This is a genomic window from Enterococcus pingfangensis (assembly GCF_005405205.1).
GTDB lineage: Bacteria > Bacillota > Bacilli > Lactobacillales > Enterococcaceae > Enterococcus_A > Enterococcus_A pingfangensis.
Genome location: NZ_BJDP01000001.1, coordinates 189,236 through 211,611 on the forward strand (window position 1 = coordinate 189,236; position 22,376 = coordinate 211,611).

At 37.3% G+C, this 22,376-nt stretch carries 20 protein-coding genes; 6 read left to right on the forward strand and 14 right to left on the reverse strand.

From position 1 onward, the window contains the following. Window positions 1-99 precede the first annotated feature (99 nt). Window positions 100-1,713 carry a glycoside hydrolase family 13 protein gene (locus FFM63_RS00845; protein ID WP_171000168.1) on the reverse strand — a complete coding sequence of 538 codons (1,614 nt, stop codon included), beginning with the start codon at window positions 1,711-1,713 and terminating at the stop codon, window positions 100-102. Beyond that, window positions 1,703-3,658: a sucrose-specific PTS transporter subunit IIBC gene (locus FFM63_RS00850; RefSeq protein ID WP_137608452.1), complete on the reverse strand. Its 1,956-nt coding sequence runs from the start codon at window positions 3,656-3,658 to the stop codon at window positions 1,703-1,705. The genes FFM63_RS00845 and FFM63_RS00850 overlap by 11 nt, the downstream gene beginning before the upstream one ends. Before the next feature lie 253 nt (window positions 3,659-3,911). Here FFM63_RS00850 and FFM63_RS00855 point away from each other — a divergent pair, with 253 nt between their 5' ends. Genes FFM63_RS00855 through FFM63_RS00865 form a run of 3 tightly spaced genes read left to right on the forward strand, consistent with a single transcriptional unit; the run spans window position 3,912 to window position 7,285 of the window. After that, window positions 3,912-5,393 carry a sucrose-6-phosphate hydrolase gene (locus tag FFM63_RS00855; RefSeq protein ID WP_137608453.1) on the forward strand — a complete coding sequence of 494 codons (1,482 nt, stop codon included), beginning with the start codon at window positions 3,912-3,914 and terminating at the stop codon, window positions 5,391-5,393. A gap of 13 nt (window positions 5,394-5,406) precedes the next feature. Then, on the forward strand, window positions 5,407-6,390 hold the full coding sequence (locus FFM63_RS00860) for a LacI family DNA-binding transcriptional regulator (protein WP_137608454.1): 984 nt from the start codon (window positions 5,407-5,409) through the stop codon (window positions 6,388-6,390). Between the two features lie 22 nt (window positions 6,391-6,412). After that, window positions 6,413-7,285, forward strand: a complete 873-nt coding sequence (locus tag FFM63_RS00865) for an ROK family protein (RefSeq protein WP_137608455.1) — start codon at window positions 6,413-6,415, stop codon at window positions 7,283-7,285. Window positions 7,286-8,309: 1,024 nt separating this feature from the next. Here FFM63_RS00865 and FFM63_RS00870 read toward each other — a convergent pair. From FFM63_RS00870 to FFM63_RS00890, 5 genes are all read right to left on the reverse strand, one after another. Beyond that, complete coding sequence (locus FFM63_RS00870; protein WP_212741162.1) at window positions 8,310-9,242, reverse strand: alpha/beta fold hydrolase; 933 nt, start codon at window positions 9,240-9,242, stop codon at window positions 8,310-8,312. A gap of 569 nt (window positions 9,243-9,811) precedes the next feature. Next, on the reverse strand, window positions 9,812-10,399 hold the full coding sequence (locus tag FFM63_RS00875) for an NAD(P)H-dependent oxidoreductase (protein ID WP_137608456.1): 588 nt from the start codon (window positions 10,397-10,399) through the stop codon (window positions 9,812-9,814). 78 nt (window positions 10,400-10,477) lie between these two features. Beyond that, a complete protein-coding gene (locus FFM63_RS00880) occupies window positions 10,478-11,023 on the reverse strand; it encodes a Crp/Fnr family transcriptional regulator (protein ID WP_137608457.1) in 546 nt (181 codons plus the stop codon). Between the two features lie 217 nt (window positions 11,024-11,240). Then, window positions 11,241-11,804 (reverse strand): hypothetical protein, encoded by a 564-nt coding sequence (locus FFM63_RS00885; RefSeq protein ID WP_137608458.1) that lies wholly within the window; start codon window positions 11,802-11,804, stop codon window positions 11,241-11,243. 181 nt (window positions 11,805-11,985) lie between these two features. Further along, complete coding sequence (locus FFM63_RS00890; RefSeq protein ID WP_137608459.1) at window positions 11,986-12,609, reverse strand: NAD(P)H-binding protein; 624 nt, start codon at window positions 12,607-12,609, stop codon at window positions 11,986-11,988. 154 nt (window positions 12,610-12,763) lie between these two features. Between FFM63_RS00890 and FFM63_RS00895 the strand changes: the two genes are divergently transcribed. From FFM63_RS00895 to FFM63_RS00905, 3 genes are read left to right on the forward strand one after another with little or no spacing between them, the layout of a single operon-like run. Further along, on the forward strand, window positions 12,764-13,543 hold the full coding sequence (locus FFM63_RS00895) for a bifunctional hydroxymethylpyrimidine kinase/phosphomethylpyrimidine kinase (protein WP_137608460.1): 780 nt from the start codon (window positions 12,764-12,766) through the stop codon (window positions 13,541-13,543). A 16-nt stretch (window positions 13,544-13,559) separates the two neighbouring features. After that, window positions 13,560-14,054 carry an ECF transporter S component gene (locus FFM63_RS00900; RefSeq protein WP_137608461.1) on the forward strand — a complete coding sequence of 165 codons (495 nt, stop codon included), beginning with the start codon at window positions 13,560-13,562 and terminating at the stop codon, window positions 14,052-14,054. A 15-nt stretch (window positions 14,055-14,069) separates the two neighbouring features. After that, entirely contained in the window at window positions 14,070-14,609 is a 540-nt protein-coding gene (locus tag FFM63_RS00905) for a TIGR01440 family protein (RefSeq protein ID WP_137608462.1), read from the forward strand. Between the two features lie 43 nt (window positions 14,610-14,652). On the opposite strand, the gene FFM63_RS00910 is transcribed toward FFM63_RS00905, so the two are convergent. The 7 genes from FFM63_RS00910 to aroA all read right to left on the reverse strand — a co-directional run bounded on the left by FFM63_RS00910 (window position 14,653) and on the right by aroA (window position 22,372). Beyond that, entirely contained in the window at window positions 14,653-16,875 is a 2,223-nt protein-coding gene (locus FFM63_RS00910) for an AAA family ATPase (RefSeq protein ID WP_137608463.1), read from the reverse strand. Window positions 16,876-16,899: 24 nt separating this feature from the next. Continuing rightward, window positions 16,900-17,379 (reverse strand): DUF6530 family protein, encoded by a 480-nt coding sequence (locus FFM63_RS00915; protein WP_137608464.1) that lies wholly within the window; start codon window positions 17,377-17,379, stop codon window positions 16,900-16,902. A gap of 153 nt (window positions 17,380-17,532) precedes the next feature. Continuing rightward, window positions 17,533-18,378: a DegV family protein gene (locus FFM63_RS00920; protein ID WP_137608465.1), complete on the reverse strand. Its 846-nt coding sequence runs from the start codon at window positions 18,376-18,378 to the stop codon at window positions 17,533-17,535. A 79-nt stretch (window positions 18,379-18,457) separates the two neighbouring features. Then, complete coding sequence (locus FFM63_RS00925) at window positions 18,458-19,645, reverse strand: LCP family protein (protein WP_137608466.1); 1,188 nt, start codon at window positions 19,643-19,645, stop codon at window positions 18,458-18,460. A gap of 89 nt (window positions 19,646-19,734) precedes the next feature. Then, entirely contained in the window at window positions 19,735-20,586 is an 852-nt protein-coding gene (gene pheA / locus FFM63_RS00930; protein ID WP_137608467.1) for a prephenate dehydratase, read from the reverse strand. Further along, complete coding sequence (locus FFM63_RS00935) at window positions 20,586-21,089, reverse strand: shikimate kinase (protein ID WP_137608468.1); 504 nt, start codon at window positions 21,087-21,089, stop codon at window positions 20,586-20,588. The genes pheA and FFM63_RS00935 overlap by 1 nt, the downstream gene beginning before the upstream one ends. Continuing rightward, on the reverse strand, window positions 21,089-22,372 hold the full coding sequence (aroA, locus tag FFM63_RS00940; protein ID WP_137608469.1) for a 3-phosphoshikimate 1-carboxyvinyltransferase: 1,284 nt from the start codon (window positions 22,370-22,372) through the stop codon (window positions 21,089-21,091). Before aroA ends, FFM63_RS00935 begins: the two co-directional genes overlap by 1 nt. Window positions 22,373-22,376 lie beyond the last annotated feature (4 nt).

A 22,376-nucleotide genomic window follows, 5' to 3' on the forward strand; every position in this document is an offset into this window, starting at 1 on the left:
AGACTGAAAAAGTACCATTATAGTAAAGCGACCCAAAAAGTTAGATTTTCAGTCTAACTTTTTGGATCGCTTCATAATTCATTTTAAAGTTTTTTCTCGTTACTTTAATAAAACTGCATAAGACTCATATGGAAGAAGAGTCTGACTAATTTCTTTTTCATAATTATGAATCAAAATTTCTTTGATTTGTTGTGTTGAGTCCAATAAAAAATGATCTGACTCATTTGAAAAATTAACAACAACTAACAATGTTTCTTCTTTATATCTACGTATATAGGCTAAAATCGCTGTGTCTCCAGTTGAGATACTTTCGAATGATCCTTCCGTAATCACAGGGAACTTTTTTCGAAACTGAATTAGTTTTTTATACGTATAAAATAATGAAGTTTGATCCTCTAAAGCAGTTGCTACATTAATTTCACTTGAATCTCCAACAGGTAGCCAAGGAATACTTGTTGTAAAACCCGCTTGTTTAGAATCATCCCAATGCATGGGGTGACGACCATTATCTCGTCCTTTGACATTAATAGATGCAATGATTTCCTCTTTCGTATATCCTGAATTTATACGTTCATCATACATTCTACGGCTTTCAATATCGTTAACTTCATCAATGGACTCTACAGGGTAATTTATCATCCCGATTTCTTCTCCTTGATAAAGGTAAGGTGTGCCTTGAAGAAAATAAAGATATATGGCTAACATCTTACCACTGAGGACTCTGTATTCCTGATCATTACCCCAACGAGAAATGATTCGAGGCAAATCATGGTTATTCCAAAACAATGAATTCCAGCCTTTGTCAGCTAATTCTGTTTGCCATTTTGAAAAAACTTGATGTAGCTCTTTGGGGTCAAGTTCTTTTAGATCCCATTTTCGTTTACCAACTTGCTTATCTAAATTAATATGCTCAAATTGAAAAACCATCGATAATTCATCCCTGGACTCATTTGAATAAAGTTGAGCAATTTCTGGAGTTGCTCCCCAAGTTTCACCAACTGTAACCAAGTCATAATTTCCAAATGTACATCGATTCATTTCTTGCAATAATTCATGAAGCTTGGGACCGTTTTTAGTAATCGATTGATCAGGTTCTTTACCAATTAAATCAATGACATCTAAACGAAATCCACCTACACCTTTTTCTATCCAGAAGTTCATCATGCGGTAAATTTCTTGACGCATACTAGGATTTTCCCAGTTTAAATCTGGCTGCTCTTTTGCATGCAAATGAAAGTAGTATTCTCCAAGATCTGGAACATAGGTCCAAGCAGAACCGCCAAAGTTTGATTGAAGGTCATTTGGCGGTTTTTCATCATAGCTCTTTCTCCAAATATAAAAATTATGAAATTCGCTTTTTGGATCATGGACTGCTGATTGAAACCAGGGATGTTCTGACGAAGTATGATTTACAACTAAGTCCATGATTATCCTGATATTCCTTTTTTTTGCCTTTTTAATTAGTGTTTCCACATCATTCATCGTTCCGTATTCTGGATTGATTACCTGATAATCACTGATATCATAGCCATTATCTTCATTAGGGGATTGATATATCGGACTTAGCCAAACTGCATCTATTCCTAGAAATTCTAAATAATCTAAATGCTGAATAATACCTTGAAGATCACCAATACCATCATCGTTAGTATCTTGAAAACTACGTGGATAAATCTGATAGATTGTTGCCTTTTTCCACCAATTAGTTTTCATAATACGCACTTAATGCCAATAAATCTTGGTCGCCATCTACACTTACCGTATTAATTGCTTCAACCGCTTTATAATCGTTAGTATTAGTAATAATCATCATTACCGTTGGATCAAAGCCAGCTTTTTTTACTGCGTCTAAATCAACAGTTCCTAAAATGTCACCCTTTTTCACCAAGTCTCCGTATTTTCGATTCGTTTCAAAGTGTTTTCCACTTAATTTTACTGTATCAATTCCGATATGAATCAGTATTTCTGCACCATGTACTGTTTTTAGTCCATAAGCGTGTTTTGAATCATATAAGACTGTTAATTCTCCATCAGCAGGAGCGTAGATAATTCCTTTTTCTGGAATTATCGCAATTCCTTTTCCCATCATTTCTTGTGCAAAGACAGGGTCGTTGACGTCTTTTAAAGAAATTGGAGTTCCTTTGATAGGAGCGGTTAATACTTCGTCTTGAACAATGCTTACTTCAGGGTCTGCATTGATTTTAGTAACCACTTTAGCAACGCTAGTATCATCATCCGCAAAAACAGACATATGACGTTTACCATAAGCATAGGTGGTAATAAACCCGACACAAATACTTATTACGATACCAATCATAAAATAAGGAATAGATTTAGGTGTAATTGAAATAAATCCAATAACACTTGCTGGGCCCATGGCTACCGATAAAACATGAAGCGCGCCAATAAATATACAAGAAACTGCTGAAGCGATCATGCCACAAATAAATGGGAATTTAAGCTTTAAGTTAACTCCAAAAATTGCTGGTTCTGTAATCCCAAGCATAGCGGAAATACTCGCTGAAGTTGCCAAACTTTTTTGTTTTTTATTTTTAGTTAACAACATGATGGCAAGTGTTGCCGCACCTTGACCGACGTTTGCCATGGAGGCTACTGGAAAAATAAATGAGCCACCAGTACGCGCGACATCGGCCAGCAGAGTTGTCTCGATTGCTGGGAAACTTTGATGTAGTCCTGTAATAACAATAGGTGAGTAGAATAGACCAAATACTCCTAGACCAATAGCGCCTGTTGTATTATATAACCAAACAAGCCCTTCAGTTAGACCATCGGATACAATTCTCATAATAGGTCCGACAATAATAAATGTTAAAAATCCAGTAATAATAATGGCTAGCATTGGGGTAAAGGTAAAATCAAAAGCATTTGGAATTCGTTTGTGAAAGAATTTTTCTAATGTTGCTAAGATCCAAGCAACTACTAATACTGGGAGAACGGAGCCTTGATAACCCGTTTGAGCAACATTCATACCAAAGATATGCCAATAATTCATGCTTCCATCTGCAATTGCATTGGCCACACCGTATCCATTGATTAAATCAGGCATAACCATTGCCATTCCAATAGCGGCACCTAGATAAGGATTTCCACCAAAACGTTTAGTTGCAGAAAATCCAACTAGGATGGGTAAGAAAGCGAACGGAGCAGAAGCCAATAAATTAATGATACTAGCAACATCAGTTATGTTTGGAAACATTTCCACAACAGATTGAGGTCCAAATAAATTTTGGGCAGTTAATACATTGTTCAACGCCATCAATAAACCGCCGGCAACTAAAGCTGGAACAATAGGAACAAAAATATCAGATAATACTTTAATAAATGCCATAATAGGATTATTTTTTTTACCACTAGCTGCTACTGCTTTTAAATCGGCGGTGGATGCTTCCTTAACATTAGTTATTTTTATTAGTTCATCGTAGACGTTGTCTACATCACCTGCTCCAATGATAATTTGAAACTGATCATTGGCTTCAAATGTTCCTTTGACGGCATCGTTATTGTCCAAAGCTTTTTGATCTACCTTGCTTGAATCTTTTAAAACTAACCTCAATCGTGTCGCACAATGTGCTGCTGCTTGAATATTGTCTTCGCCAAGAGCTCGATTGATTTCCTCCGCCACTTTTTTGTAATTCATTCTCATTCCTCCTAAAAATTTTTAAGCGATTTTAATAAGGTTCATTAGTTTGTGCTTAAAAGATAAAATAATGAAATCGCTTTTTTACACCCAAAGTATACCATCCTTCGGAAAAATGTCAAACGTATGACAAAAAATAAATATTATTAAGTTAATATTTTGATTTATATGAGTTTATAATTGATTAACGTTTGACATTTTTTGTTCTTGAAGTTAAACTGTATGCAAGAATACGCTTACGAGGAGAGTGCATATGGCTATAAAAAAAGATTGGACTAAAGAAGAACGATATCGTCCTTATCAAGAATGGGATAAAATGTATCTTACCTTACTCCAAGAGAAAATCGCTGACTCTAAGTGGCGGTTAGGGTATCATATCCAACCCAAAACCGGCTTGCTAAATGATCCAAATGGTTTTTCATTTTTTAATAATCAATGGCACGTTTTTTATCAATCGTACCCAATGGGAGCTGTTCACGGCGTAAAATCTTGGTATCATTTAACTTCTGATAACTTAGTAGAGTGGAAAGAAGAAGGTACGAAAATATTTCCAGATAGTTTATACGATAGTCATGGTGTCTATTCAGGTACTGCTTTGCCGGTTTCGGACAAGTTATTTCTCGCATATACAGGAAATGTCCGTGACGCTGAGTGGGGGCGTCATTCCTATCAGTTGGGTGCATGGATGGATTCGTTAGGTGTAGTTCAAAAAATCAAATCTCCTCTTATTTCTGAACCTCCGGCAGGATACACATCTGAATTTAGAGATCCTCAAGTATTTCGCTACAATGGCGGTTACTTGATGACAATAGGTGCTCAAGATGAGTCAAAAAAAGGAAAAATACTTACTTATCAGAGTTCTGATTTACTTACATGGCAATGGAGTGGAGAATTGAATTTTACTGATAAGGAAATGGGCTTTATGATTGAATGTCCCAATTTGTTAGTAACAGAAAAGGCTACATTACTTATTTTTTGTCCTCAAGGTTTAAACCCAGAAACTTGTTCTTATAGAAATATTTATCCAAATAATTACGTTATCGGTGATTCTTACGATTATAAATCAAATAAAATAATTAATCCTACCACCCTAAAAAATCTGGATGAAGGTTTTGATGTATACGCTACACAAGCATTTCAGGCACCAGATAATCGATTACTATCTATTAGTTGGGTGGGGTTACCAGAAACTGATTATCCAACTGATCAAGAAGATTGGGCACATTGTTTAAGTACCGTTAAAGAGCTGATTATAAAAGAAAAAAAATTATATCAACGTCCTGTTGCGGAAATGAAGGAATTACGCACAGGTGAAGGTGTGGATCTTAATGAAAAATCCGATTCTTTTTTTGAAACATACACAAATCAATATGAATTGAATCTTTCATTTGCACCTCATTCATGTGGGACAATTACTTTATGTGCAGATAAAGAACAAAAACAGGGATTAACGGTTAATTTTGATTCACAACGTGGTAAAATTACAATTGACCGTAGCAAGGCTGGGACGATTTTCGGAGAAGAATATGGATTTATCCGTTCATTTTCAGTCGAACAAAAACCCTTAAATCTGCAAATATTTGTAGATTCCTCGATTGTGGAAGTTTTCATAAACAAAGGTGAAAGAGTTGCAACAATGCGAGTGTTTCCGGAGACAAATCAGACAGGAATTCATTTGAATTGCGAAGGAACCTATCAAGGGAAAATGTGGCAAATACGGAAAACTAACCAATAAAGGATGAAATAACATGGTGGTCAAATTAACCGATGTAGCAAAAAAAGCTGGCGTTTCACCAACTACTGTTTCTCGTGTTATTAATAATTATGGATCTTTAAGTAAAAAAACAATCGATAAAGTAAACTTAGCAATGAAAGAGCTGAATTATCGACCAAATTCCTTAGCGCGTTCCTTACAAGGTAAAAATACACAATTGATTGGTCTTGTTTTTCCAACTGTTGCAAATCCTTTTTTTGGCGAGCTTGTTGAAAGAATCGAAGGTAAATTATTTGATTTAGATTACCGTGTTATTTTGTGTGATAGTGCAAATAACAAAGAAAAAGAACGTCATTATATTAATATGCTTGCAGCCAATAAAGTAGATGGCATCATTGCTGGTGCTCATAATCTAGGAATAACAGAGTATGAAGACATCGAGCTACCAATTGTTTCATTTGATCGTCATTTAGCTGATACTATTCCGATTATCGGTAGTGATAATTTTCAAGGTGGTTATTTAGCTACCGAAACATTGTTTGTTAAAGGCTCACGAAAAATTGCTATTTTAACAGGTTCACAAGAATCCAATTCTCCTACAAATTTTCGTTTAAATGGATATTTAAGCTTTTTAGAGAAGCATGAATTAGAGCCTAAAATTTTCCAGATTCAGACAACGGCTAGATCAACAACCTTGAAAAATTTAGAGATCAAACGTATTTTAGAAACGGAAGACATTGACAGTTTGTTTTGTACAGATGATTTAACAGCTATCCTTGTATATAACCAGTGCAAACAGTTAAAAATAAAAATTCCTGAACAAATTAGAATTATTGGTTATGATGGGACTAAATTCATTCAGAATTATTTTCCCCAGCTTTCGACGATCGCTCAACCAATAGCCGATTATGCGGATATTTTAGTAGATCTATTGTTACAAAGAATACAAAACCCAGAAAAAAAACTTGAAAAAAATTACCTATTACCGGTAAAACTAATTCAAGGTCAAACAACATAAAACTTAAAAGGAGTGAACCAATATGTTATATGGCGCGATCGAGGCAGGAGGCACAAAATTTGTTTGTGCAGTAGGAAACGAAAAATTTAAAATAATTGAACGGGTATCATTCCCAACTGAAACACCTGAAAAAACGATGAGCTCTGTTGTTGATTTCTTCAATAAATTTGATAATGTCAAAACTATTGGTATTGGATCTTTTGGTCCGATTGATGTTAAAAAAGATTCTAAAACCTATGGTTTTATTACATCTACGCCTAAACTTGCTTGGGAAAACTTTAATTTTGTTGGCTATTTGAAAGAACAATTAAATAATATTTCTGTAGTCTGGACAACTGATGTAAACGCTGCTTGCTATGGCGAATATATTGCAGGTTACGGTAAAGGGTTATCTAATGTAGTATATTATACTATTGGAACAGGCATTGGTGGAGGTGCCTTGTTAGATGGGCGATTTATTGAAGGTTTTAGCCATCCGGAAATGGGCCATGCTACGGTTCGACGCCATCCAGAAGATACATTTATAGGAAATTGTCCGTACCATGATGATTGCTTAGAAGGATTGGCTGCAGGTCCGGCTATCGAAAATAGAACAGGAGTTAAAGGACAAAATCTACCTCAAGAAGATTCATCATGGGATATTGAGGCTTATTATATTGCACAATGTGCGTACAATACGACTCTACTTTTCTCACCACAAATAATTATCTTTGGTGGTGGCGTTATGAAGCAAAAACATTTAAGAAAAAAAGTTCAAGAACAATTTGACAAGCTTATCAATGGGTATGTTAAATATCCAGATTTATCAACCTATATTGTTACACCAAAATTAGGAGATGATGCTGGTATAACTGGTTGTCTAGCTTTAGCAAAGGATTCGTATTTGAAAGCCTAAATTAATCTGAATGGAATTTGAAAAAGTTGATCCTATAGAATATTTCGAGCAGAGTTATTCGAAATACCAAATAATTAATCAGAAGTTTCTTAAACATAAAAACAAAGTGCTGTTAATTAGTACTTTGTTTTTTATTTTTCAAAAATATTAGTTAAGTGCTAGAAATTGGGTATCTAATAAATATTGCGTTTAATGTTGAACTGGAGAGGAACCTTAACAGGTTTTTAGACAACAGTATAGATAAAAGTTAGAAACACTTTATAATGTGACTATATTTTTTATATTAGTTTACATAATATACATTAACAAAAGTTAAATACTAAAGGTTAACGCTGGATTTAACCGAAATAACAAATTATCACTACATGCTATTATTCGTGCCTTCTCAAGTTTGTCATGATCTATTTTCTATAAAATATGTGTTTTTATCTATTTTATAACCAATCACTCAACTAAAAGTTTAATTTTGATTGGTTATAGAAATATTTTGAATACTCAATATTAAACTTAAACTTGTATTGTAAAGATTTTCAATCAAATATTTTATTGGTTACGAATTTGCATTGCATTATGTTCAGCATGATCAATTTCAGTTTGAGAAATATTATTGAAATTAGTTCGTTCAGGAATTTATTTCTAAAGTGATCCATTATGATTCTTCAAAATCCGCATTCCCATACAATTTAATTACAAACTTGAACCAAATTTTCTATAGAATCATATAATTAATTAATGTCACAATATATGAAATCAGTTCAACTAAATGTTTAATTGCTGTCATCACAGATTTACCCGTATATTCTTGATATTGTAGCATTTTCTGCGGCCGCGTAGTTTCTTAATATCAAAAGGAACGATCTTTTTTGTAAATCCAGCTATAAATAGTTGGTGTACAAACCTTTCTATTGCGTACTGCATTCGCACTAAGTTGCTAAAGATCAGAAACTACTTCGGTAACGTAATATTCCCCTGAAGAGCCCATACACCTTTATGGGTTAACGAACCTCTCCCTTATTTATGCTAATCATTTTAAAATGTCAGTGTCATTAGAATTTTGTTCTATAAATTCAAGTATTTTTTCATTTATTATTTCAGGATATTCGCCATTAATTGCGTGGGAAGCATTCGGGAAATTTTTAATTTTGATATTCTTGACGACCTTTTCCCCTTTCTTAACAGCCTTTGCTGAGTTATGCATCGTACTGTTTTCTGCCATTAATGCGAAAATTGGAAGATCGATAGTGATTAGATCCTCATCACTGAATTGATCTGGTGCTGGGAGTCTTAGTTTATAATTTCGCATTCCCGACTCAATTAATTTAGCAATAGGATCCCCTTCGTCTGCTTTTGCGCCTCCAGAAATATAACTTAACATTTTCTCTCTAATGAATTTAGGTACAAAAGAAACGGATGCTGGAATAGAGGCAGCAATCATTTTTAGGGATATTGGTGCAAATACAAAGACGGGGTCCAATAAATTAATGGAAGAGATGTGCTCAGGATAGTACCTGGTTAAATTCATGGCTGTCCATCCACCGATTGAAACGCCTACAAGATGCACTTTTTCCAAACCTAAATCAATAAGGACTTCATTTAACCACGTTGCTTGATCTTTTTGGTTTTTAATGGGATTCACCTGAACGCTCATACCAGGTTCCCCAAGTAGATCAATCGTATAAACAGGTCTTTCTTTCACCAGTCCTTTTAAATTTGGTTCCCACATTGGTGTTGACGAAGAACGCCCTGGAAGTAATAGAATAGGTTCTTTATGCTTATTCTCCTCTTTTGTAAATAAATAGACACGAACGACGCCATAAGTTGTCTCAATATTTTTCATTTCTCTAGGACTAGGAAGGAGCGCCATAGCCTCATCATAAGCATTTTGAAAGTCTTTCTTTCCTTCTTCAGAGATAAAATGCCCGATTGAAGAAGGAGCTCTAACCACGGATTTTTTCATCCTACACCTCCACCAAATGATCTTTTTATTATCGTCTTCACAAATAATTATTCTTTTCTTACTTTTCTTGTTTCTTAAACAATCTGGCTCGATTGCGGAATAGAGTAAAAGGAGCTTTTAATCCCTTTTTATAATGTTGTATTTGTTATGTAATTGCCGTAACAAAACGATCATTTCTGTTACATAGTGTGGAAAGTAATATTTTGTCTACTAATCCATTATATATTACATAACAAAAAATACGAAATAATATTAATTGTTTCGAAAAATTGGAAAATAATCAACGAATTGTGCTATCTCTTGCAGTTAAAAAAACCACATTAATTTGTACTTGTGTTTTTTCTGAAAATCAGCGTTCATATAATGTACATAAATTTGCATGGTCTAGTTTGCAGCCGTTTAAATTTTTTGACACGAGCAACTAGCGTAATTGGAAAAATACTTTTCAGTATACCAAATTTTGTCATGTTCTTTGACTATCATCTTCCCTCTCTCCTCCATTGAACACCTGAGTTCCCCCATAAAGACAGTATGACCAAAATCTCTTTACTTTATCTCGAAGCTCATGTTCATATTTTTGCGAATTTATATTCAATATTTTCCAACCATTTTTGTCTTTTTTGCGCTGTGGACATTTTGACCATATTTAAACTTATCCATTTTATATTTTTCATACCGGTCTTTTTAAAGGTTCCTTTTATCAGCGCTTTTTTAACCGCATTTCCATAGGTGAATTTATACATAATTTTCGGGGTATTCATTGTCGTAATAACTGTTGTAGACTTCAATTTTTTCAACCGGCTACTCATACTTAATCCATTTTCTTTATAATCATAAGTTAAACCTGGATAGATCACTTTATCAATAAAACCTTTCATCATTGCTGGCATCAGCTCCCACCAAATCGGAAAAATAAAGACTAAATGATCTGCTTTTCTGATTTTCTCTGCATAGCTTATTGCCATGGGATCGACCGCTTGGTGCTTTACAAAACCTAATAAGTCGGCCGAAGTCATTATAGGGTTAAATTTTTCTTTGTCTAAATCAATGACTTCATAGTCTCCATGCGCTTTTTTTATTCCTTTTATTACTGACTCTAAAATTGCGTGATTGTAACTTCCTTCGTAAGGATGGTTATATATAATTAATGTTTTCATGTCTGATTCTCCTTTATCTTTTTCTGATTAAAGAATATAAGGAAATCAAGTGGCTGTAATTAACAAAAGATAATTCAATCACATAATTCTTTTTTTAATTCTGCTTAAAGAGACGGGTGTGATGCCCAGAAAGGAAGCAATGTATTGGTCTGCAACACGTTTTACTAATTCTGGCTTTTTTTCTAGTAATGAAACGTATCTCTTTTCAGGTGATTCTTTAATTCTTGATAAAAAATAATCTGTATAAGCAATAAACCGTTCTGATAATTGATCCATCATGAAATAAATTAAATCAGGTGAATCTTTCATCAATAGTTTTAGTTTTTCCTTGTCTAAGATTAACAATTCAGTATTCTCAATAGCCTCAATGGAAAATATACTAGGTTTTTCTAGATGGAAACTTTCATAAGATGCAACAATTTGTCCTTCAAAGAAAAATTGAAAGGTAATATCTTTTCCATCATCATTATTCCAGAGTCTAAGTGCACCCTTTTCAATAAAATATATCTTATCCGCTACATCTCCTTCATAAAGTAATGTAGTATTTGCTGAAACTGTCTTTTTATACCAGAAATTTTTCTCTTGTTCCCTGGTCAAATTTAATAAATCGAAAAAATTAGTCATTGATACGTATCCTCCTGTTTTTTCCACTGTATGAAACTTTAAATAGAATGAAAAGTAAGGGTAAAATTATTAAAGACGATTAGCATAGTGGCTGTATTTGAAGGGAATTATGTTTATATCGGATATGCGATATTTTTAGCCCGTTATGTCAAGGGACGATCCTATCAGCTAACTATCCCATAAAAAATAGCCGCCAGCTTTATTATAGAGTCAGCAACTATTTCTTTCGATTTATTCTTCTTTTGATTGTTTCGATCATTCTATTTTGTTTTTCCGCAGGTTCGTTGGATTCGACTTCTTTGCGTTTTTCTACTAATTTGATCTCACGATGCTCCGCACGGAAGATATCTCGCTTGATCGTTTTTACCCGCATTAATTTTTTTAGGGCTTCGGGTTCTTCGTGAAATAACTTTTTAAGTTTTTGATCGTGGATTTTTCCAGATATTTTTTCATTTAAAATACTGATCACTGCTAAATTGATTAATAAGATAATCAATAAAAAATTATCTGCCACTCGTGCACGATCCAAATAACCATTAAGAAACAGCCAAAAAATATAGCAAAGCAAAGCAATCAAACTGAACACTTGATAAACTCGCAAGATTTTTTCTCGTTCCGTCCGATCTGCAAAAGTCGGTTTCGTCTCCTTGAATATGGATAGATAGACATTCCGCGCTTCCGTAAATTCTGGTTGTGTCTTATTCGCTGTTTTAGACGCTTCTTGTTTCGTGAGCCCTTGTTTTTTTATATAATATTTCACGATTTTTCTTTTTCGGATCATTTGAACCCCTCTTCGCTTCCAAACTTGACAGTCTGAAGATTCATTAGGTTAACTCCTTAAGTCTCACCTATTTTATCATTAAGTGACGCGAAAAACTAAAAATAATAGAATCTTTTTTTCAGCAAATAAAAGAACAGTAAAAAGAGCCATTCAGCAAGGCTTAATCACTGAATGGCTCTTTTTAAACTTGTTTAAGTGCTTCTTCGATTGGTGTTTCGCCGTCTCCCATCAAAATAACTTTATGAATCGTATTCTCTTGATTTAAAAGTTCGGCTAAAACGCTAGCAACATTTTCAATCGAATTTTCGGATCTTCCAGTGATATCCGTGGTGATTTTACCATCTCCAGTCGTTTCCAGCAAGGCTCCCGGCTGAAGTATCGTATAATCCAACTGAGTTTTATCAATCAGCCAATTATCTGAAAAGAATTTTGCGATATTGTAATCCGTTAACGCTGTGCCCCATTTTTCAGGCTGTAAGGCAAATAATGAGCTTAAATGAATATATCGGTTGATTTTCTTTTGTTCTGCAGCTTGCATCAACTTCACAGCACCAAACAAATCCGTCTGTAACAAATCTTGACCTCGTGAACCAGCAACGAAATAAATCGCCTCAGCATCTGCTAAAATCTCTGCGATTTCTGAGACTGTTCCATGGAGATCCAAGTGTACGGGTTTAACTGAATCACTTGATGCTAATTTTTCCTCATGTCGTGCGCCTGCATAAACAAAATGCCCTTGCTCAACTAGTTTACTCGTCAACTCTTCGCCTACGCGGCCGGTTGCTCCAGCAATAAATATTTTCATAACTCTTTTCCCCCTTCTCTCACACCGTATGCTAACGCATTTTATGAGATGGAACAACTATTTTCACTTATAATTGGATGAGTAATAAAACAACCAATTGGCTGTTTTATTTTTTAACGATCATTTTATAATAAAAAGAGTAAGGAGTTTAACTATGACAAAAACTGTACTCACAATTGCAGGATCCGACACGTTAGCCGGCGGCGGTCTGCAATCAGATCTGAAAACATTTGAGAATTACCACTTATTTGGTTTAACTGCGATTACTTGTATCGCCGTGGTAAAAAATAATCAATTTGAAATCAATGATCTTCCGCCAGCGTTATTGCAAGATCAACTCGCGACGATCAAACAAACGATTAGCTTATCTGGGATCAAGCTAGGTCTGATCCATGATGTTGCGGCTCTTTCAATCGTGAAAGAATTTTTGCATGATTTTACCGGTCCAATCGTACTTGATCCAGTAATGGCGTTTAAAGAAACGGATCAGCTTTACAGCCAAGCCTATCGAAGCGGACTAATTGACTTATTCCCTTTTGCTACGATCATTACACCAAATTTAAAAGAAGCCGAATTGTTAAGTCAACAAGAAATCACCACGCTTGATCAGATGAAACAAGCGGCGCAAAAAATGATTGACTTAGGTGCACCAGCTGTAGTGATCAAAGGCGGCGAACGTTTAGCTGGTGATTCAGCTTCTGATTTGTATTATGACGGTACAACGTACAGAATTTTTTCAAAGCCTAAACTGGACAAGGCAACGATCAATGGTGCCGGCTGTACCTTTGCTTCAGCGATTACTGCTAATCTAGTTTTAGGCAAAGAATTACAAACAGCTGTCACAGACAGTAAAGATTTCGTCTATCAAAGTATTCAAAACGGTATTTTATTGAACAATGGCGAAGGAAATGTTTGGCACGGAGAATGTGTGTAGAGATGGAGGAAAAAGTATGAAAACAAAAGAAATGACAAAATTAGCTATGATGGTCGCATTAACGGTTACCCTTTCTATTATGTTTATTATTCCAATACCGGCAACGAAAGGATTTGTGACTCTCTGTGAAGTTGGGATCTATGCTTCGGCACTGCTCTTTGGACCAACCGGCGGATTGTTAGTCGGCGCATTGAGCGGCGGATTAATCGATTTGATTTCCGGATATCCTGAATGGGCGATCTTCTCTATCGTGATCCACGGGTTCCAAGGATTTCTTTTAGGTTACTTCTATAATAAGTTTTCTAACAAAAAAGGGCTGTTTTTCGGCTTTTCAATTGCTAGTCTTTTTATGATAATCGGCTATGCTTTAGCAACAGCACTGCTTTATGGCTGGGCTGCAGGACTGGCATCTCTGCCAGGTAATGCCGTTCAAAATATTTTTGGGATTGCCGTGACTTTGCCGCTTTTCCAGGCGTTACAAAAAGTTTTGCGTCATCCCCAATACAAATAGAAGGAAGTTTAAAAAATGGAAAAAGAAGAATTACAACAAGACTTAACAACCATCGTTAACGATGTACTGAATGCAGCAAATTTAAAGGCCGGAGATGTCTTTGTCTTAGGCTGTACTACTAGTGAAATTGTCGGCGGAACTATTGGAAAAAACTCTAGTCAAGAGACTGGCCAATGGGTGATTGAGACTTTGAGAACGATCCTTGAACCTAAAGATATTTACTTGGCTGTTCAAGGCTGTGAGCATATCAATCGCGCCGTTGTCGTTGAACGTGCGCTTGCCGAAAAAAAAGATTGGGAAATCGTTTCTGTTAAACCTGCAATGCACGCTGGCGGATCTTGCTCAGTTGCTGCTTTTGAACAATTTTCTGATCCAGTCGAGGTCGAGCATATCGTGGCTCAAGCTGGGATCGATATCGGTGATACTTCAATCGGGATGCATGTAAAATACGTTCAAGTACCTGTCCGTCCATCGATCAAAGAATTAGGCGGTGCTCATATAACAGCATTACGCAGCCGGCCAAAATATATTGGCGGACCGCGCGCGACTTATTAAAATAAAAAGTGAGATCAGAAATTCTGATCTCACTTTTTTTGTCTTAAATAAAACGGGCGATCAATTGTAATAATTGTTGCGGCAACGTCGAAATATCTGAAATATCCACGAAATTATTTTCGCCATACAGTGTTCTTAGTTGCTCTTTGTCCTCACCAATCGCACAAGCAATAAATAAAATCCCTTGTCGTTCGTAATCGCTTAAGACTGTTTGAATATCTTGTTTCGCCTTATCACCAGTATAATCAGGCAAAGCTTTAGGTTGTCCGTCGCTGATTGATAGTAATAACTTAGTATCGGCAGTTTGCTGATTGAGTTTCTCCGCTAATAAGCGCAACGGAACACCGTCACGATTATTTTGACGCGGTTTCATTGTAGCGATTTTTGCCGCCAGATAATCATAAGAATCGTCAAATTCTTTATAAGAATAGATCGACGTCTTCTCACGCTGACTAAGGTCTGCTGAATCGCCATATAACATTAGAGGGATTTGAATTTTTTCGGCAAATAGACTCAAGGCAACCGCCGCTAATTTTGCTGTTTCGATCCGATCATCCCGTAACATAGAACCGGATTCATCGACTCTGACAGCTAATGCTAAAGAAGGCTGTTCATTTGGCGGATTTTTTTTATCAAAGTTTCGTAAATCTCCATAAGCGACATGACTAGGATTAAAACGAGCTCCGTAATATTTCCCGCCGGAAAAATCACTGCTGACTTCTTTATCTAACAAATCATTGATCACTCGGCTTAGACTCTCGACTTCAGGCAATACTTTTTGTGTTAAGAGCTGCCCTTGTTCTAAGGCGTTTTCTGTGATTTTTGGCCGATGGACGATTGTTCCTTCTTTTGCATGGATCGTCTCTTGCAAAATTTTTCGAACTTCACGATTCAATTCTTTCCGTTTGTCTTTATCGATTTCTGCCAATTCATCCAACGACATTGCTGAACCGAGCTTGTCTTCTTCATCGATCGAGGCCGTCTCACTTTTGGACTCAGCATCTGAAGGCGTTCCATCTTCCGGGACCTCCATTGTTGCTGTTTTTTCTGAAATAGGTTTCTCTTCAGACACTGTATCTTCTTGAGTGACTTCAGCTTCTTCAGCAGAGGCATTTTTTAATGTCGCGGACTCGGCTTCTTCCACGATGTTACGCTGCTCTGCTTCTGCTTGGCTGATCTTTCGACCTTGTCGCATTTTCTGTTGGTTCTTGACTTGTTGAAGCGTGCTTAAAAGGCCACTTTGTTCTAATGCCGCTTGTAAAATAGTCAACTCAGTTTCGTCGGTAGTCAATTTATATAAGACTTTAGAAAAAATACTTTCCAATGGGTCTTGGCCTTGTTTCAAACTATTCACCCAGAAAAAATAGGAGCGCATCCCTGCAACACCTTTGATTGCATTGGCTTTGGCTGTTTCATCAAGCAATCGAATGATTTTCGCCATGATTTCTAAATAATCGTGGTCCGTAAAATTCGTTTTTGCGATCGCACGTTCGATCATTACTTCAATCGAAGGCAGATCCATTTTTTCAGCATGCTGCATACGATCGCGTAGTGACTCATTCAATGGTCGATTGCCTTGATAATTACGATTGGTGGTGATCACCACCACACAATCTGGGTGACGACGGATGATCCCTGTCGGAATATTCAGCAAGCCGTTTGGTTCTAACGCAGAGTTTAACGCAACTAGGACAGAGGCGTCACGAATAACTGTCGGCTCTTGAATCTCTAGCAAATAACCTTTCTGCATTGCTCGTACGATCTCTGAAGGGTAAAATTTATAGTCGACACTGGTTGCTGTTTCAGTTTGGTCGATTCGTTCAATCAATTTGCTCAAACGTTCCTTTGCTTGATTGGCATCAAGTTGAAAATGTGTTGCTATCACCGCTAAAACTTCTTGCAATGAATCTGATTGATAAATTGCTTCTAACAGTTCTCGGTCGTCATCGTTATCCGAAGCAACAACTGGTAAGAGTGCCCCAAAGACATCTGTCTTATCCATATCAGCAAAACAAGTAACTTTAGTATAAGGAAGCTGCAAATCGGCCGAAAGTGCCCGAGCTAATTGGGTTTTTCCTGAGCCTGCGTCTCCTTCTAATAATACGTTCATGATTTTCATCTCAGGATCAAGCCAGTTGTTTTTGATTTCCGAAGCGATCCGAAGTTCTTCTTGACTTGTTTTATGGCTTGCAGGTTTGTGCCAAATCATTTGTTCTTCTACTTTGGTAAAACGCCGACCTTTTGTTACGACAAAAGGTTTCTCCATCTTCACTCACCTCGTTGTTTTCGTTTAATAACCCAATTCATCTAACAAGCGTTTCAGAGTCCGATAACGCTGCGCAATGATATCGCCGTCTTTATTCATCGTATCATTGAATAAAATGATGTCCTCATCGATTTTTGGATTCTCAGTATCGACCTTGACTTCCATCCGACCGCCTTGCAACCCAATAATATCGACTTTAGGATCTTCTGGATCATAAAATTTTTCGTAGCGATACGCATCTTGTAAATAAATGCTTGATTGTGCTACTAAAATAGCTAGATCTAAAATTCGTGTGATCGGCAATTCTTCTGATTGGCGTGACCACTTTTCACCTGTATGGCGCCAAACTTTTCCTGATATATCGACCCGACCGCGATCGTTCCACTGTGCTAAGCCAAGTGTCAATCCTTTAGCGTCACTATCCCAAGCATTATGACCATCAATTTTATCATAGTCTTCTACTAAAAAAACTGGTTTATGTTTTAAATTCGTTGGTATCTTCATCAAAATTTCCTCCTTTTAGTAAATTACTCATTTAGTAACTTACTAAACTACTGATGAAAAAAGGATACGCAATTCCACCACTTTTTGCAACTATCTCACTTCAAAACAGTAAAAAGGCATGTGACAAAAGACTTGCCACACACCTTTTTACTGTTATTTTGCGACGCCTAACGCAATCGCCTTATCGCCTAAATGAGTTCCGATGACCGGACCAAATGTTCCAATCTCAATAATTGCCGCTGGGTACTTCTGACTCAGCTTTTCGTATTCTCGCTGCGCCAACTCAGGATTGTTGCCGTGGATCACAAATATCCGCAGATCTTCACCTTTTTCTTGACGCTGTTCTTCAATAATTTCTTCTGTCCGCTGTAGCGCTTTTTTAAGTGAACGAATTTTTTCAGCCAAAACGATCTTGCCTTCTTTGAATGTTAAGATTGGCTTGATTTTCAATAAACCGCCAATAATCGCCGCGCCATTCGTCAAACGTCCCCCGCGCACAAGGTTATCTAAATCATCAACAATGATATACGCATTTGTTGTGTCGCGGATCTGATCGAGCGCAGCTAGTATTTCGTCCAATGATTTTCCTTCATTGCCCATTTCCAATGCTTTTTCTACCATATATCCCATCGGAACGCTAGTGATTTTCGAATCATAAGGAATTACTTGCAAATCAGCAATGTCTTCTTTAATCGCTGTTAACGTTCGAACAAAACCAGAGATCCCTTCTGACAAATGAATGCTGATGACAGTATCATAGCCCTGCTTTTTGATCGAGTGATACAATCCATAGACTTCACCGAGAACAGGTTGAGAAGTTTTCGGGAAATCTTTGCTGCTTTTCAATTTTTGGTAAAATTCCTCATAACCAATATCTACGCCTTCTTCAAAAGGCTGATCATCAATAATAACCGGAATTGGAATAACAAATAAATCTTTATGATTGCGCGTACGTTCATTCAGATAAGCGGTACTATCTGTCACGATCGCTAATTTCATACTCGCTTCCTCGTTTCAATCAAAATTTACAATAGATATAATATAGCACACTCATAGATTCATGGGAATCAAAAATCGGCTACTCTCCCAAAAATTCTTGTGCTGCTTGTGCATTTTGATTGGTATCAACAGCTAGTGCACTGCCGGCATTCACCGTATCGATATAAGTCCATGAGCCGTCGACCGGCAATGTCAAACGTTCGATTCCGCCGACTGCTTTTGCGAAATTGAATAAATTACCAAATAAGAAAGTATTTGACATATCAGTCGATAAATACCCCCAAATTTTCCCAGCAGCGTACGGTCCGCGCAATAATACAAGCGGATTTTTCAACTGACCGAAAACCGTCTGCATGACTTGCTGCTGACGCCGAACCCGACCGAAGTCGCCTTCTTCATCCATTCGAAAACGCGCATAGTTCAATAGTGTGTGCCCATTCATTTTTTGCGGTCCTTTTGTGATCGGTTCATCGATGTAGGCACTCATATCCTTTTCAGCGTCAAGTTGAACGCCGCTAGGAAAAAGTGTGTCGATGCCTTTTTCAAATGTTTGGAAATCAACCATCGCATAGTAGCGGCAATCGATACCAAAATTACTCTTTAAAGTCTGACGAACGAGATCTGCACCGCCATATGCATAGGCTGCGTTTAATTTATTCTGCCCAACACCTGGAATTTCAACATACATATCCCGCATGAAAGAAACTAGTTTTGGTTTTCCGCTGCCATCAACTTGTAGTACCATCATCGAATCTGCACGTCCGCTAATATTATCACGGGTATCGCTGCCTAAGAGCAAGATATTTTTTGTGCCATTTTCTGATTCTGCACCATTAAATTCTTGTGTTTCGATTTTAGCCATTGAAGAATCGTGCTTTGCCGCGAAATTTCCCACACCAAAGGCAACAACGGAGTAGCCGAGCAGTATGACTAAAAGGATCAGCAGTTTCTTCCGCCAGCTTCGCTTTTTTTTTGGCTTTTGCCCGTAAGGATTTTTAGGCGTTCGTTTAAACGGATTCTTGATTTTCGGTCGTTTAAACGCAAAACGCTTCTTTTTTTGTTCCTGAGTTGGTTCCTGATAATGGTCCTCGTAATAATTGTTTTGCGGTTCCTGGAATTGTTCGCGCTCTTCGTATCTGATTTTTTCGTAATCAGGTCTGTTATCGGTCTGCGGGTCTTTTTTCAGTTCGCGTCGAAAGTTAAACGGTTTTTTATCTTCTTTTTGACTTTCCTCGTGGATCTTTTTGTATTTGTCCATCCGGCTCATAGTGCACCTCTTCATCTCATTGCTATCCTTATTAAAATAGCAAATCATTCGGCCTTTGTCCTATTTTTCCAAAAAAAAATTAGAAAACCTTAACTAAGATTTCCTAATTTTGGAAGATAGGTGGGATAATCCCCGATCAGTGTCACCGTGACATTCTGCGCTTTTAATTGAGCTAGTACGTTTTGCAATTTATGATCTTCTGGTGTTTCAAGATCAATAATAAAGAAGTATTCGCCCAACTTCGTTTTTTGCGTACGAGATTCAATCTTTGTCAAGTTGATCTTCTCTGCCGAAAAAATCGCAAGACATTGATAGAGTGCCCCTGGTTGATTCGAAGCTAAATCACACAGCACAGTCGCTTTTTGCTTTTTCTGAGGCAACTTTCCAGCTAATGGCTGCGAACCCAATACCCAAAAACGTGTTTCATTTTCGCTGATCGATTGGATATTCTCCTTAACGATCGTCAAACCAAATTGTTCTGCTGCTGTTCTTGAACCGATCGCCGCATATTTTTTTGCTGGATTATCGGCTACTTTTTTTGCGCCTTGCGCCGTTGAACCGGTTTGCTCGATATCGACCGTGGGAAAATGATTCAGTAAAAAAATTTGTGATTGGGCCAAAGCTTGCGGATGACTACAGATCAATTCTATCTCTTCCCAAGTCTCAGCATGATCAGGATGGACCATCAACTGTTGGTGGATCGGCAACACGATTTCAGCTTGGATCGTCGGCAACGTTTGAAAAATCAAATCTAATGTCGGCAGCACTGAACCTTCGATCGTATTTTCAATTGGAACGACACAATAATCTAAAGTGCCTTTTCTTTGTTCTTCGAGCAATGCGGTCAAAGAATCATAGGGAAATAATTCGCTCTCTTTAAAAAAATTAACTGCCGCACTGTAAGTAAACGACCCTTTTGGTCCCAAATAGCCAACTTTCATTAGGATGCAACCTGTTGCATGATTTCATTGACGATTTCTTGCGGTAATTTTTTAGAAGTATCCACCGTGATCTTCGCTAATTTTTCATAGAGTTTTTCTCGAGAGAAAAACAACCGCTTCAAGTCGCCATCGTCATTTTTGATCGCTAAGGGACGAACATTTATTTTGTCCTCACGAATTCGCTGAACTAAAACATTCGCGTCCGCTTTTAAATAAACAACTAATTTATCTGATAGAACTTTTTGGTTTTCTTGTTGCAAGATCACGCCGCCGCCAGTTGCAATAACAGACGCTTCATTTAGCGCTTCTTTTAACAGACTTGTCTCATGTTCTCGAAATGACGCTTCACCGTGTTCTTCAAAATACTCACTGATAGGCTGTCCGATCCGTTCAACTAAGACATCATCCATATCAACTACGCGAGCCTCCAGCGCAGCAGCAAGTTCTTTACTAATAGTAGTTTTTCCGGCTCCCATAAAACCGATTAAGACGATTGATTTCATTAGACATTCTCCTTTATTAATAAACTTAAGTCAGTAAAAAAGTTAGGATAAGAAATATTGATTGCTTCAGGATTGTTCAGTTCGACAATCTCTTCAGTCAACAACGCGGCAATTTGCAACATCATCCCAATCCGATGATCACCATGACTATCGACAACACCGCCATGCAAAGGCGTTGGTCCGTGAATGATCAGACCATCTTCAGTCGTTTCGATCTTAGCTCCCAATTTGTTCAATTCTTGAGCAGTCGCATCGATCCGATTAGTTTCTTTAACTTTTAGTTCTTGCGCGTCAGAAATGATCGTTGTACCAACTGCTTGTGTTGCTGCTAGAGCAACAATAGGCAATTCATCGATCAAACGCGGAATGATTTCTCCTGAAATCTCCACTGCCTTCAACGCTGCGGATCTAATCAATAAATCTGCGGCTTGATTTTGCGAGTCGTAAGCTAATTGCTGGATCTCTCCTCCCATTTCAGCCAATACATCTAAGATCCCAGTACGGGTCGGATTGACGCCGACATGATTCAAACGCAACTCGCTTTCAGGTAGTAAACTAGCTGCCACTAAATAAAAAGCCGCTGAAGAGATATCGCCGGGGACTGTTACTTCTTGTCCTACCAGTTGTTGACCTCCAGGTACGGAGATTTTTTTATCTTCTACTAAAATTTCTCCGCCAAATTGTTTGATCATTTCTTCTGTATGATTGCGTGATTTCTCTTTTTCAATAATAGTAGTTATCCCTTTGGCTTGTAAAGCCGCAAAGAGTATCGCAGATTTTACTTGGGCGCTGGCAATCGGCATCTCATAAGTAATTGCTGATAATTCACTGCCTTGGATTTCGATCGGCGGAAATTCACTGCCGGTATTTCCTTGCAAGCTTCCCCCCATCGTTCGCAACGGACCCATGACTCTTTCCATCGGTCGACGATTCAATGAAGCATCCCCTGCTATTTTTGAAGTAAATGGCTGTCCTGCCAAAATTCCCAATACTAAACGCATCGTTGTACCGGAATTTCCGGCATCTAATGCTTTTTCAGGCGCTTGTAAATTTTGAAACCCTGCCCCTTCAACAATAATGTCTTTTCCATCATCATGGATCGTGACTCCTAACGCTTTAAAAACAGCGACAGTACTCAAACAATCCTCTGCTCTTAAAAAATTATGAATCGTTGTCTTTCCCTGACTGATTGCCCCAAACATGATACTGCGATGTGAAATTGACTTATCTGCCGGCACTGTCAGCATACCGTTTATCCCAGCTTTTGTTCCCAATAATTTCATTTGT

Excerpts from the sequence above, each read along its gene's own strand:
- FFM63_RS00855 (WP_137608453.1), top strand. The coding sequence starts at position 3,912 with ATGGCTATAAAAAAAGATTGGACTAAAGAAGAACGATATCGTCCTTAT.
- FFM63_RS00895 (WP_137608460.1), top strand. The coding sequence starts at position 12,764 with ATGACAAAAACTGTACTCACAATTGCAGGATCCGACACGTTAGCCGGC.
- FFM63_RS00850 (WP_137608452.1), bottom strand. The coding sequence starts at position 3,658 with ATGAATTACAAAAAAGTGGCGGAGGAAATCAATCGAGCTCTTGGCGAA.
- FFM63_RS00845 (WP_171000168.1), bottom strand. The coding sequence starts at position 1,713 with ATGAAAACTAATTGGTGGAAAAAGGCAACAATCTATCAGATTTATCCA.
- FFM63_RS00900 (WP_137608461.1), top strand. The coding sequence starts at position 13,560 with ATGAAAACAAAAGAAATGACAAAATTAGCTATGATGGTCGCATTAACG.
- FFM63_RS00885 (WP_137608458.1), bottom strand. The coding sequence starts at position 11,804 with ATGATCCGAAAAAGAAAAATCGTGAAATATTATATAAAAAAACAAGGG.
- FFM63_RS00915 (WP_137608464.1), bottom strand. The coding sequence starts at position 17,379 with ATGAAGATACCAACGAATTTAAAACATAAACCAGTTTTTTTAGTAGAA.
- FFM63_RS00905 (WP_137608462.1), top strand. The coding sequence starts at position 14,070 with ATGGAAAAAGAAGAATTACAACAAGACTTAACAACCATCGTTAACGAT.
- FFM63_RS00865 (WP_137608455.1), top strand. The coding sequence starts at position 6,413 with ATGTTATATGGCGCGATCGAGGCAGGAGGCACAAAATTTGTTTGTGCA.
- aroA (WP_137608469.1), bottom strand. The coding sequence starts at position 22,372 with ATGAAATTATTGGGAACAAAAGCTGGGATAAACGGTATGCTGACAGTG.
- FFM63_RS00935 (WP_137608468.1), bottom strand. The coding sequence starts at position 21,089 with ATGAAATCAATCGTCTTAATCGGTTTTATGGGAGCCGGAAAAACTACT.
- FFM63_RS00925 (WP_137608466.1), bottom strand. The coding sequence starts at position 19,645 with ATGAGCCGGATGGACAAATACAAAAAGATCCACGAGGAAAGTCAAAAA.
- FFM63_RS00875 (WP_137608456.1), bottom strand. The coding sequence starts at position 10,399 with ATGAAAACATTAATTATATATAACCATCCTTACGAAGGAAGTTACAAT.
- FFM63_RS00920 (WP_137608465.1), bottom strand. The coding sequence starts at position 18,378 with ATGAAATTAGCGATCGTGACAGATAGTACCGCTTATCTGAATGAACGT.
- pheA (WP_137608467.1), bottom strand. The coding sequence starts at position 20,586 with ATGAAAGTTGGCTATTTGGGACCAAAAGGGTCGTTTACTTACAGTGCG.
- FFM63_RS00870 (WP_212741162.1), bottom strand. The coding sequence starts at position 9,242 with ATGAAAAAATCCGTGGTTAGAGCTCCTTCTTCAATCGGGCATTTTATC.
- FFM63_RS00910 (WP_137608463.1), bottom strand. The coding sequence starts at position 16,875 with ATGGAGAAACCTTTTGTCGTAACAAAAGGTCGGCGTTTTACCAAAGTA.
- FFM63_RS00880 (WP_137608457.1), bottom strand. The coding sequence starts at position 11,023 with ATGACTAATTTTTTCGATTTATTAAATTTGACCAGGGAACAAGAGAAA.
- FFM63_RS00860 (WP_137608454.1), top strand. The coding sequence starts at position 5,407 with ATGGTGGTCAAATTAACCGATGTAGCAAAAAAAGCTGGCGTTTCACCA.
- FFM63_RS00890 (WP_137608459.1), bottom strand. The coding sequence starts at position 12,609 with ATGAAAATATTTATTGCTGGAGCAACCGGCCGCGTAGGCGAAGAGTTG.